Source organism: Amycolatopsis taiwanensis DSM 45107, assembly GCF_000519205.1.
GTDB lineage: Bacteria > Actinomycetota > Actinomycetes > Mycobacteriales > Pseudonocardiaceae > Amycolatopsis_E > Amycolatopsis_E taiwanensis.
Map to the genome: position 1 here is coordinate 14,174 of NZ_JAFB01000027.1, position 11,673 is coordinate 25,846.

Annotated in this window: 14 protein-coding genes; all 14 read right to left on the bottom strand. The window is 67.5% G+C overall.

Going from position 1 to position 11,673, the window contains the following annotated elements; genetic code table 11:
• Positions 1-9: 9 nt before the first annotated feature.
• The 14 genes from A3CU_RS0121375 to A3CU_RS0121440 all read right to left on the bottom strand — a co-directional run bounded on the left by A3CU_RS0121375 (position 10) and on the right by A3CU_RS0121440 (position 11,535).
• Positions 10-3,597, bottom strand: coding sequence for a tape measure protein (locus A3CU_RS0121375; protein WP_156960468.1), 3,588 nt, complete (start codon positions 3,595-3,597; stop codon positions 10-12).
• Positions 3,598-3,798: 201 nt separating this feature from the next.
• Positions 3,799-4,179 (bottom strand): hypothetical protein, encoded by a 381-nt coding sequence (locus A3CU_RS0121380; protein WP_027944027.1) that lies wholly within the window; start codon positions 4,177-4,179, stop codon positions 3,799-3,801.
• 59 nt (positions 4,180-4,238) lie between these two features.
• Positions 4,239-4,544 carry a hypothetical protein gene (locus tag A3CU_RS0121385; RefSeq protein ID WP_027944028.1) on the bottom strand — a complete coding sequence of 102 codons (306 nt, stop codon included), beginning with the start codon at positions 4,542-4,544 and terminating at the stop codon, positions 4,239-4,241.
• Between the two features lie 23 nt (positions 4,545-4,567).
• Positions 4,568-4,753: a hypothetical protein gene (locus A3CU_RS0121390; RefSeq protein WP_027944029.1), complete on the bottom strand. Its 186-nt coding sequence runs from the start codon at positions 4,751-4,753 to the stop codon at positions 4,568-4,570.
• A 113-nt stretch (positions 4,754-4,866) separates the two neighbouring features.
• Positions 4,867-5,559, bottom strand: coding sequence for a phage tail tube protein (locus A3CU_RS0121395; protein WP_043842010.1), 693 nt, complete (start codon positions 5,557-5,559; stop codon positions 4,867-4,869).
• 9 nt (positions 5,560-5,568) lie between these two features.
• Positions 5,569-5,970, bottom strand: a complete 402-nt coding sequence (locus A3CU_RS49925) for a hypothetical protein (RefSeq protein ID WP_052371955.1) — start codon at positions 5,968-5,970, stop codon at positions 5,569-5,571.
• A gap of 2 nt (positions 5,971-5,972) precedes the next feature.
• Positions 5,973-6,284, bottom strand: a complete 312-nt coding sequence (locus A3CU_RS0121405; protein WP_027944031.1) for a hypothetical protein — start codon at positions 6,282-6,284, stop codon at positions 5,973-5,975.
• Positions 6,281-6,613, bottom strand: coding sequence for a hypothetical protein (locus A3CU_RS0121410; protein WP_027944032.1), 333 nt, complete (start codon positions 6,611-6,613; stop codon positions 6,281-6,283). The genes A3CU_RS0121405 and A3CU_RS0121410 overlap by 4 nt, the downstream gene beginning before the upstream one ends.
• A complete protein-coding gene (locus A3CU_RS0121415) occupies positions 6,610-6,969 on the bottom strand; it encodes a hypothetical protein (protein WP_027944033.1) in 360 nt (119 codons plus the stop codon). The genes A3CU_RS0121410 and A3CU_RS0121415 overlap by 4 nt, the downstream gene beginning before the upstream one ends.
• Positions 6,970-6,972: 3 nt before the next feature.
• Positions 6,973-7,164 (bottom strand): hypothetical protein, encoded by a 192-nt coding sequence (locus A3CU_RS0121420; protein ID WP_027944034.1) that lies wholly within the window; start codon positions 7,162-7,164, stop codon positions 6,973-6,975.
• Between the two features lie 115 nt (positions 7,165-7,279).
• Positions 7,280-8,269, bottom strand: coding sequence for an SU10 major capsid protein (locus tag A3CU_RS0121425; RefSeq protein WP_027944035.1), 990 nt, complete (start codon positions 8,267-8,269; stop codon positions 7,280-7,282).
• Positions 8,270-8,314: 45 nt separating this feature from the next.
• Positions 8,315-8,965, bottom strand: a complete 651-nt coding sequence (locus A3CU_RS49930) for a hypothetical protein (protein ID WP_052371956.1) — start codon at positions 8,963-8,965, stop codon at positions 8,315-8,317.
• 93 nt (positions 8,966-9,058) lie between these two features.
• Positions 9,059-10,099, bottom strand: coding sequence for a VG15 protein (locus tag A3CU_RS45945; protein WP_052371957.1), 1,041 nt, complete (start codon positions 10,097-10,099; stop codon positions 9,059-9,061).
• Positions 10,096-11,535 carry a phage portal protein gene (locus A3CU_RS0121440; protein ID WP_027944036.1) on the bottom strand — a complete coding sequence of 480 codons (1,440 nt, stop codon included), beginning with the start codon at positions 11,533-11,535 and terminating at the stop codon, positions 10,096-10,098. Before A3CU_RS0121440 ends, A3CU_RS45945 begins: the two co-directional genes overlap by 4 nt.
• Positions 11,536-11,673 lie beyond the last annotated feature (138 nt).

Genomic DNA, 11,673 nt, shown 5'->3' on the forward strand with positions numbered 1-11,673 from the left:
TACTACCCCCTACAGTCGTGCCCCGAGTGCCAAGTGCCGGTCGATAACGTGCGCGATGTGCTCGGGATCGGCGTCGGTGCGGGCATAGACGGTGATGGGCCGCATGTTCTCGGCGGAACGGATGCGCCCGACGATCGCGTCGTACTGCTTCCTGGTGAACACCGCTTCAGGCTTCCCGGTGCCGTTGTAGACAGTGGACAGTCCGGGTGGAAGCCAGCCGCCCTGGTCGTAGCCCTTCGGCGTGGCGCCGACGGCCTGCTGAACGTTGAAGATCGTGCCGTAGCGCGCCTTGATGTAGTTGATGCCCGCGACGATGTTGGCGATCGGGTCGTAGATGTCGGCCGAGAGCCGGGGGTCACGATAGGCAGCGAAGGTAGCGCCGATGGTCTGCATGAGGCCCCGGCTGGGATCTCCGCGCCGTGCGTTGATGTCGGTCAGGTTGATTGCGCGCGGGTTGCCGCCGGACTCCCGCATGATCAGGGTCTGTAGTGGCCCTTCCCAGTTCGCGGGCACTCCGGTGAACGTCATGGCGGCGCGAATCCACCCGAGCAGATCACCGCCGACGGTGGGAGCACCCTCCTCGCTGGAGGAGAACGGGTTGAGCTTGGACCAGAGCCAGTCCACCGCCTTGCCGATCAGCTCGGCGGGCATCTTGGCCAGCATCGTGATCCAGGGCGCGTCCGGGAATCCGATCCGCGACTTGACCCAGCCGATCGGGTCCTTAAAGAGCGCGACCACGGTGTCAGCGATGCCCCCTACAAAGGACAGAATTGTGTCGATCACACCGCCACCCGCGAACCGCGCCACCCCGCCGCCGGAGTATCCGTTACGGCCCACCACAGTGGCCGGACGGCCGGAGGCCGCCGCGTTGAGCGCCAAGACGTTTTCTGCGCCGACCAATCGCGTGGCCTCGGGTGTGAGGACTGATTCACCTCGCGACAGCAGTGCGGGCACGTCGTCGCGGCCCGGCGCGAAGCCGGGGATGATGCCGCCACCGGCAAACTGGATCGGCGTGGCCTCAGCGAGCTTGCCCAGTCCCAGGAAGTCCGCGACCCAGTTCCATACTGCGCGGATGCCGCGGTTATAGACCCACTCGATCACGAAGTTGACCGGCGCCGCCGCGATGCCCTTGATCTTGTCCCAGATCTGGCCGATCCAGGTCACCGCTGCGTCGAACGCCTCGCCGACCGAGTGAACCGCGCCCTTCACCGCGTCGAACGCCGGGACGATCGCGTTGTCGTAGACCCAACGCACGGCCGAGCCCACTCCGCGCCAGGCTGGCTCGATCACGTGGCGATAGATCCAGGTGAAGGCGGCGCCCACCGCGTCAAGCGCAACGCGCAGCGCGCCGAACGCTGGAGAGACCACATTGGACCAGACCCATGAGATCGCCGCGCCGATCGCATCCCAGGCTGGCTTGATCGCTTTCTGGTAGAGCCAGGTCGCCCAGTCGCCGAGTTGCCGGAATCCGCCGACGATGAAATCTACCGCTGGCGAGATCGCGTTGGTCCATAGCCATGTCGCGGCGGCGCCGATCGCGTCGATGGCGGGTTTGATCCCGTTGGTCCAGAGCCACAACGCGACCGAGGACCAGAACCGGAAGGCAGCCACAATGAGGTCGATCACCGGCCGAATCGCGTTGATCCACAACCACGTCGCGCCTGCTGCGATCCACGAAAAGACCGGCGAGATCGCGTTCGTCCACAGCCACGTCGCGACCTCGGCCAGCGCTCGGAACGCGATGACGAACGGCGTGACCAGTACCGTGACGATGATCGCGATCAAAACCCGCGCGGCTAAGCCGATCGCGTTGAACACCGGCGACAGGACATTGGCCCAGAGCCACGACGCGGCGGCGCCGACCGCGCGCACTGCCGTGACAATCCCGTCGAACATCGGCCGCAAAAATCCATTGTAGACAGACACGGCCACGTTCTGGATGCCGTTCCACAGCCCGATCCAGAAGTTGCGGAAGCCTTCACTGTTGTTCCACAGCCACACAAACGCGGCGACGAGCGCGGTAATCGCGACGATGATCACGCCGACGGGGCTGGCCGCCCAAGCGGCATTCAGCAGCCATTGCGCGGCCCGTACCGCGAGGATCACGCCCTGGAGCACGGTCATCCCGACTCGCCATGCGGCGGTGACCACCGTCATTGCCCGCACGATCCCCTGGCCAATGAGCACCGCCGCGCCCCACGCCATCGTGGCCAGCCGTACGGCGGTCGTGATTCCCCACAGTGCTCCCAGCGCGGCGACTAGGGGCGTGAGCACGGGTTGCAGGCCCCGGAGAGCGTCAGCGACCCAGCCCAGCGCGGTGCCCAAAGCGTTGATCAGCAATGTGACGCTGGGACCGAACGCGGCAACGAACCCGGTCGCGAACGCCTTGATCAGGGGCCAGGCGTTGATGGCGAGGTTGCGCACTGACTCAAAGAGCCCACCAAAGGCGTCAGCGAGTCCAATTTGGATGATCAGGTTTTTGGTCTCGGCGACGATGCCGGGCAGCGCCTTGAACGCCTCGCCGACACGAGCCATACCCGCCCGCATGGCAGGCACGAGCGGTTCCAGCAGTGTCGCCATGCTGGAGGTCACTGCCGAACGCATCAGGTCCAGCGCACCGACGAGGGTGTCTTTCTGGTCGAGCATGATGCCGCCGAACTTGGCGGTCTGTCCGGCGAGTCCGTTGGTGCCGTTCTCGATGCCAGTGATCAGCGCGTCGAGCGCAAACTTCGAGTCGACAGCGCCTGCCGAGATGCGCTTGCTCATTTCCGCAGACGTGACGCCTGCGGTGTTGGCGAGGATCTGTAACGCCGGGACGCCCGCCTCGGCGAATTGCAGGATCTCGTCGCCCTGGATTTTTCCCTTGGCAGCGACCTGGCCGAGGATCGTACCCAGCTGCGCGAGTCCGGCTGCGCCTTTGCCGCTGGCGGCGGCTGCGTCGCCGAGGGCTTTCAGCGCCGGAATGACCTTGGCGGTGTCGACGCCGAACGCGATTAAGTTCTTTCCGATGGTGGCGATGTCCGGGAACGAAAACGGCGTGGTTTTCGCGAACGTGAGCAGATCGTCCATCATCAGCTTGGCTTTTTCCGCCGAGCCGGTGAGCACACCGAGCGCCTTCGTGGTCTGCTCAATGTCAGAGATCCGCTTGATACCGGACCCGACCAGCGCACCGATGCCGCCGATACCGACCGCGCTCAGCGTGGTCAGCGCCATCCCCTTGACGTGCTCGAACGCCGCACCCAGTTTGCTTTTGACATCAGCGGCGGCGCGGGAGGAGAACGCTGCGAAGCTGCTGCCCAGCGTGGAGACGGTCGAGATGCCCGCGTCGGCGACGCGGCGGAGCGCTCCGCCGATGGTGCCGAGATTGCCGGTGAACGCCGAGGTAGCGGCCCTGGCGTCGAGGAATCCGGCGACGAGGTTCTGCACGCCGGTGATTCCTGGGGTGAGCGCGGTGCGAGCCAGTCCGCCGAGGGTGCCCATCCGGCCCGAAAACGCCGATGCGGCGGCGTCGGTGTTGACCCACCCGTCCCGGAACCGCCCCAGAGCGGGTATCGCGTTGGTCAGCGCCGACCCGACGGTGCGTCCCAGCCCCGTCACGGTGGTGGCGGCGCGGGAGATGTAGGGGGTGATCCCGGTGGCGAGACCTCGCCCGAGATCGCCCCCGACCTTGGTGCCCGTCGCCGTGCCCAGGCCCGCCAGTTGAGAGGTGACCTGCGTCGTGACGGACCGGCCGAACCCGCTCAGCGACGGAACGATCTGGATGTAGGCGGTGCCAGCGCTGTAGGGCACGGGGTGCGGTCACCCCCTGGCAAGCATCATCTGGACCCGCTGTCGGTGTCGCTGGTAGCTCTCGGATGCCTCCAGCCGGTCCCGCGCCAGTTTGGGGCGCGGCATCTGGCCGGGTTTTTGGGGTTTGCCGGTGCGCTGAGCGTCCAGGGAGGCCCGGATGGTCAACAGGATGTCGGCGATGTCGGTCAGCGCCGCCCGCTCCGGAGTCCAGGTGTGCGCGTCGACCGACCGTGGTGTGGCCGGCTGGGGGCGGGCGAGTTCGGCGTCTCGTTGCCGCCGGGCGATCTCGTCGTCGTCGCGGATGGCCACCTTGTAGTGACCGTGGTCGGGCAGCCGCTCGATCAGCCGGTAGAGCTGCGGCCACGGCCGCTCGCCCCGGAAGAACTCCAATATGTTGATCCCCAACTCGCGTTGGAGGTCGTATTCGATTGCCTCGCCGTGGTCCTCGATTAGCGCGACGAGGCCCGCGAACCCCCCGGCGGCACCGCCGACAGTCCAAAGTGGTCGGCCATGTCGGCGACGAGACCGTTGAGTGCTCCTGCCGGGGCATCGCGCATCAGCTCGTACACGCGGTCGTACTCGTCGCCGGTCAACAACTCCAGGCGTTGCCGGGAGCTACCGGACTCCTCGATTTCCAGCAGGACCGCGCCAGAGGGGGCCGAAATGCTGATCTGCTCCCCGTCCTCCAGTTCCAGCACGAAGGGGTCCTTCTGGGCTTCGGACACGTAGCGGCTGTACTTGTAGGTCTTGGCCATCGTGGGGGTGGTTCTCCTGGTTCTTACTCGGTCGTGTCGGTTGTGTCGGTGGGAAGCTCGGCGTCCGTGGTCGCGTCCGGGCTCGGGGGACGCACTGCTGCGGGCTCGTCGGCAACCACGGTGTAGCCATGCCCGAGGGTGAGCGTGCGGATCTCGGACTCGTCCTCGGTGCGGTAGGTCCTGCCGTCGGGTGCGCGCAGGGTGGCCATCGCGGATCTCCTGTGTTGGATGGGGCGGACTGGCAGGGATGCGCGGCGCGAAGGGTGTGGCGCGACGCCACGGCCACCCGGCCCGTGAGCGCCGCGCCACGACTAGGGCGGGATCACTCCTCGGGGGCGGTGTCCGTGGTGAAGCCCATGTCGTCCAGCAGCGCCTTCCAACCGGGGCCGCCGAAGAACATGCGCATCGCGGTCTGGGCCTCGTCGTCGTACTTGGCGGTGAGCGTCACGTCGTAACCGATGGGGTCCCCATCGTCGGACCACTTCTGGTCGCCGGTCTCAGTGACCGACGCCTTCGGTAGCAACTTGGCGACATAGATCGTGTCGGCCCCGGCACCGTCCACGAACAACCCGAGCGCCCGGAAATAACGCGTGGCCGGGCGGGACGGGCGATCGAAGGTGACCTCGCCGGTCATGGGGTCCGGGGTGACCCCGGACAGGTCGAGGCCCTCGTAGAGTTCCAGGGTGCGCCGCTTGGTTTCCTGCGCCACGACTTTCAGGCCGTCGGTCTGCTTGGTGATGTCGGTACGGGTCGGCTCGACCGCACCCCATGACTCGACATCGGAGGTGTCCACCGACCGGGACCAGGTAGCGCCGTCCGATTTGGACACCCAACCGAGGTCCTCGTAGCCGGATGGAAGCGGCACCAGGTCTGCGGAGCTGCCGGTGGTCAGTGTCGTGGGCAACTCGGCCGAATGGTCGGCGATGAACACCGACCCTTCCAGCGCTTTGCGGATCAGCTCGGACTGCTTGCGCTTGAGCGCGCTGTAAGAGGTCGACGGTGCGGGAGTCGTCACAATGTCTCCTTAGGACTTCTCGGTGCCTACGCGGGTGCGACGCCAGGCCAGCCGGTAGTAGGCGCGATCACAGCGCTCGTCGTCGCTGGTGGCATACGGCACGCGGGTCGGCGGGTTGTCGGTGCGCACGCTGTCGATCAGGGCGCCCGCCGCTACGGTGCGGACGCTTCCGAGGATCACTTGGCGGCACTGTTCGCCCAGACGGCGAGCTTCGGCATGGTCGTGGCCGTAGCAGGACACCTCGACGCGGGGATAGTCGGTGATCCCGTCGTCGGAGCCACCCACCCGATTGACCTTGATCAGTGGCGGCGTCAGATCCGGCGGGGTGTCGCTGACCGTGGGCGCCACCTGTTCCAGCAGCGCCATCACCACGTCTTCAGCGTCGGGAAACGGCGGCAGAACCGTCCCCATGCTTATCCCGCTTCCACGATGTCGAGGGTGCGGGCCAGCACGTGACGGCCCCTGCGGTGTCGGTTGCCCCACTCCACCGCCGCCGCGTGCGGTGCCGAGGCCACGATCACGGTCATCGCCCGGTCTCGCTTGCGGCCACCGCGCCCGCCGTCCTCGGCGTGGATGCTGGTCGCGTACTGCCCAGTGACACGGGGTGCGATGTGCTGTGCGAACTGGGCTCCGCCCCTGGCTCGGTCGGTGAGCATGCTGCGCATGTCCGGGCTGAGCATCAGCTCGCCGATACCGTCGTGGTCGAGTTCGAACCGCACGTTCATCCGGTCACTCTTTCCAGGTCGATCTGACACACGCCGCCCGCATCGGTGAACGGGTTGCGCCAGCGTTGCGGCTCACCCGAGACCTGCCAGCGCGTCCCGTCGGCCAGCACGACGCGATCGGTGGCGGTCACGTCGGCATCGACTCGGGTGTAGACGGTCAGGTGCGTGGTGACCTGATCGGACCGTTCGGTGATTTCCACTGAGCCGTGTGGCGCCAGCACGCAGTCGCCGATCGTGTGCTCGGTTGCGGGCAGCGGGTCGCCGTAACGGTTGACTCCTGCCGGGCGGGACACCGTGATCGTGTGCCCGATCAGCCCTTCCGGGGTCATGAGCTGACCTCCGTGCGGCTGGTGTCCACACTGAACGCCATGGGCATGCCGACCGCTCGCCGGAGCCGGTAGCGCTGATCACGGGTCAGGCCGGTGACCCCTCGGGCGTCGGCAGCCGAGTATGCGGCCGTGTACGGGCCGATCGTGATGGATCTCCCGCCGCCGGGGGTGGGCACGGAGGTCCGTCCCAGCTCCAGCGCCACCGCCAGCACTCCGGCGGGCACGGGATCGGGCACGGCGCCGATTTCGCCGATGATCAGGTCCACTACCCAGTCATGGATGGCGGCCGAGCTGGCGTCGCTGACGGGACGGCCCGACAACGCGGTGAGCGTGGCTGCGGTGAACAGCTGCACCACGGGTTACTCCGTGCGCGCCCGTCGAGCCTTGGCGGGCGGGTCCGATTCGGACTTCGCCTCACGGACACCCATGTCGGCCGGGAGCTTGCGCAGCTCGGCGGCCGTCTTGGCGTCCACATCGGCCACGCCGTCCACGAACCGCACGCCGAGGTCGCGCACGATCAGGCCGGGGTGTCGTTCGCTGGTGAACTTCACGACCCACCGCCCTTCTTCTTGTTGTGGCTGCCCGGCTTGGGGCCAGGTTTGGCCCCGCGCCCGGACTTGCGCTGGTCTTTCGGCGTTCCCGGATTCGGCTTGCCGCCCATAGGGATCAGTCCGCCTGCGGGGCCGTGGTGAGGCCGGTGATCTTGCCGTGGCTGCGTTCGTTGCCGTAGGCCAGGCCGACCTCGCCATAGATCTGGAACCTGTCGCTCGCGCCCGTCTTGGCCAGCGGCTCCGTGAACAGGAAGCCGCGGCCGGGCACCCGCAGGAACACCGGAGCCAGCTCGTCCAGCGACGCGACGACCACCGTGTCGGCAGGCATGTAGCGGTTGAGCATCAGGTTCAGCCGCCCGAAGTCCGTCTCGATGGTCTGCAACGAGACCCCGCCGACGTTGCGGGTCTGCTCGCGATAGCCCCGGTCCGAGATGAACGCCTTGGTCAGCTGCCGCTTCTGCCAGGCGTTGCAGATCAGCGTCGCCGTCTCGCTGACGGTCAGGCCACCGTTCTCCCAAGTCGTCTGGAGCAGGTCCACGATCACGCCCTCGGTCAACTCGGCCGGGGTGGCGTTGGTGATCACGTTGGTCTCGATGGCTTGGAGCAGCCCACGCGTTTTGCGCGGCTGGGCGTTGTTGGTGGGCTGGGCGAACGTGCCGGTGATGAAGGACAGTTCGATGTCGCGTGCGATCTGCTCCAGGTGCCGTTGGGTCTGCCAGGTCAGCTCGTCGCCGACCGGGTTGGTGCCGCTGATCGCGGCCGAGGTCGGCACGTTCGAGCCCGTCGCCGCGAACTGGCCGGTCGCGGCCTCGCGGGTGTAGGTGATCGACAACGCTTCCTGGTGGATCTCCACCACGTTGAAGTTGTTCCAGCGCGTCCGGGCCTCGGGCTCCGGAGCGTCCGCGCCTTCCAGACGCTGCCGGGCGTTGTCGGCCGCGCGCAGGTCGTAAGACTGCCAGGTGAAGATCGTGGAGTCGGTCGACTGGCCGCCGGTCAGCCCGCCGATCGAGGACAGCAGCGGGGTATCGCTCGGCGTGACCGCGAACAACTCGCCCACATAATTCGGGCTATTGAACGTGGTGAGCATGCCGGTAATGCCGGGCATCGTGTCTCCTGTTCTATCTACGACGCCGACACCGCGACACCCGCGTTAGCTCCGGCCCTTGTCGCCGAGCAGTTGCGCGGTCTTGAGCCGCAAGGCTTCCCGGTGATCGCCCTTGCGCTCGGCCTCGCGGATCTGGTCCGCGACCGACAGGCCGCCCCGCGCTCCCTGGCCCGGATCGGGGTTGGGTCCCCGACGGCCGCTCTCGGCCGCCAAGTGCGGGCGGTCTTTGAGCACGGCCGCCACGTCCTCGGCGATGGCGGCGGTATCGATCTCGCCGTCCTCGCCGATGTAGCGGTCCTTGTCGTCGAGGTAGCGCGGCGCATCTGCGGGCGTGGCCCAGCCGTGGGCGGCAGCGCGGATCTCGGCGTTGATCGCAGAAGTCAGCGCGGCCTTGACACGGGCCTCGGCCTCCTCCGCACGGACCTGGTTCTTCTCGGCTTCCGTGCGGTTGGCTTCCTCGGCCTGGTCCCACTTCTTGGCCTTGGAGCTGTTCTCCTTGGCGCGGGACTCCCACTTCCGGGATTGCGCAACGGCTTGCTCGTAGAGCTTGCGGTAGTCCCGGTCCTGCTCGTCCTGTGTGGACTTCTCGTCCTGCGCGGGCGGGCTGGCCGGCTGCTGCTGACCAGTGGAGTCGGGCTGCGTGGTGTCGTCGGTCCCGCCGTTGGCGGGCGCGTCTGCGGTGGTGGTGTCGGACATTGGGTGCTGGTTCCTCCCGTGCGGGATCGCCGGGCGGTGGCGTGCGCCTGCCCGGTCGGGTGTGTGGGGTGGGTGCGCCGTGCGGCGCGCGACTCAGCGGGTCAGGTAGGCGTAGCGGCGCAGCTGGCGCACCAGCTCGTCGCGGTCCCACCCGAACTCGTCGCCGAGTCGGAAAATCTCGCCTGGTGTCAGGCGAGGAGCTTTCGTCGTGCGGTACCGGCGGCCCGGCTCCTTGCGCAGCTCGGCGTCCGTGCGTGGCCGCAGGCTGCCATCAGGCCGGATCTCGTAGCCGCCGTAGAAGGCACGCGTGGTGGTGCCTGTGGTGGTGATCTGGAGGTTCCGGCCGAATGCCTTGACCGTGGCCATCCCGCTTCGGGCGTTGACCACCTGCGAGATGTCGCCGCCCATCCGGATGACCTCGGCGTTGGCCGTGCCAAAGCGCCGATTCTGCTCGGCCTCGCTCATCGCGTGGAACAGCGCGGTCGGGTCGTTCTCCGGCCGCCCAGCGCGCCAGTCCGCTCGGGTGACCGGGACCATCGTGCAGTCGCAGCGCGGGTGCCGGAGGAAACCAGTGCTGTAGCGGTAGAACTTCCCGGCGAGCACGATGCAACGGTCGCAGGCCGGAAGCCGGACCACCCGCTCGTGCCCGGCCACGCCAGGATGGGCTGTCTCGGCGACCTGCACGGCCGAGCGGCCCGCATCGTTGATCTCGGTCGAGACATAGGTCAGCGCCCGCCGGAGCCCGGCCTGATGCGCGTCCGTTGTGGACATACCCGCGAGCAGATTCTGAAGCAGCCACACCCGCAGCGCCGTGCCCAGCCAGTCCAGGCTCATGCCGCCAGCGGTGACACCGCCGAAGCTCACGGGCAGCACCGAGGCCACCGCGGATTCGTCGGTGCCGGACACAGCCTTGTCCACGAACGGTTCCGCCAGCGCGGCGACATAGATCTGGCCAGCCGTGACCGCCGAGATGAACACCGGCAGGATCTCGCTCGGGTACGCGGCGGTCAGCTGGTCGGGCGCGACCTCGCGCCACGCCTGCTGCACGTCGTCTGCTGCCCGCCGAACGGCCGCCTGGGTGGCGTCTTGGTGGTCGTAGGCGATCTCGGTGCGCTCGGCCGTCGGCGCGGTCATCCGCTGGCGCTACCGGCGGGGACCGGACTCCGCTGCGCGGCGGCCGACGGCTCGGCTTTCGGCCCTGTCTCCGCCGCTGGGTCGTAGACCGCGCGGGTCACGTCCTCGCGGTCTTCGCTTTCCATGTCCCGGATCTGCGCGGCGGTGAAGCCGAGCGTGCGCCGAGCCATCCGGCGCGGCACCAGCTTGTCCGCGCTGTAGAGCTTGACCACGGCGTCGGACTTCTGTGCGAAAGTTGGCGTGGCCGCATCAGCCCACACGGTTTCCATCCAGCGCGCCGAGTCCGGCACAACGCCATCGCGCACGAGCATCACCAGCCGCATGATCCGTTCCCACGCGGTCTCGAAGCCCTTGATCCGCCGCTCGGCCCGCTTCACATGCCGGGACTCGGCCGCCCGGATGCCATCAGCGGACGCCGGGTTGTCGCTGGAGTAGCCGAGGTTGTGCAGGCTCAGACCGGACACTGTGGACACCTGCACCGCCAGTGCCCGCAGCGTGTTGTGGAAGTTGGTCAGATCGGCCTCGTTGAACTGGCCGACCTCCACTCCATCGTCCTTTTTGGTCTTGGAGGTGGACCAGATCTTGCCCGCGATCGTCTGCCACACCGAGACCTTCTTGCCGTCCGGGTCGCGAAAGTCGTCCTCATCGAACCCGAGCGCCCAACGCCTTGGCATGGCATGAAATTCGGCCGAGATCATCATGTCCGTGGCGATCTTGCACGCCGCGTCCGACAGTGGGATCACATCCGCCAGCTCGGACGTACCGAGCGGATACCACAGCTGCGGCCGGTTCACGATCGGAACCACCAGGACTTCGCCCAGGCCGTGATCGTCGCGGGAGACCTCGATGTAGCCGCCGCTGTCACGGGAGACGACGAAGGTCACCGTGTAGTCCGGCAGGTACAGCGTGATGAAGTACCGGATCTCACCGTCCGGTGTGGAGTCGTGCCAACGCTTGATCGCGGCGATGACCTGCCGGGTCGCCGGGTCCAGCTCCACATGGACCTCAAGCGGCGACTCGATCGTCACCAACGGGTAGCTCGCGTCGGCCGGGCGCGGGTTGGCGCCCACGATCGCGTAGGCCCGCTTCATCACCATCGCGGTGACGTGTGCCTGCTGATAGCCCGCGTCCAGGTCGTTGTACTGGGCCACGTGCTCCAGGTCGGTGTCGAGCTTGGGCTTCCCGCCGAGCCGGAAACCTTGGAGGTCGATCCTTTCCTCCAACGCGTCGACCACCAGGCGCGGCCAGTTGATCACCACTTGACGGACCCGCTCGTCCAGCGTGTCCATCAGCTCCGGGTGCATGTACGACAGCCGCTGCTGGCCCTCGTAGTACTCCAGCAGGCGACGCAGCTCCGGAAGCTCGGCATTGTGCCGATGCACCAGCCGTGTCAGCCACTGCTGGTCGATCTCGCTCGGAACATCGCCGATCGCCACCCGCTCACCCCCTTGACGCCGGTCGTTGGTGGGGAACGGGTGCGCGGTCGGTCTAGTGGCCCGGCTGGCAGCGCAACTCGTACAACCGCCAGGCTTCGTTCGCTAGCTGTCCTCAAAGTCGGTAGGGCGATCCGGCGG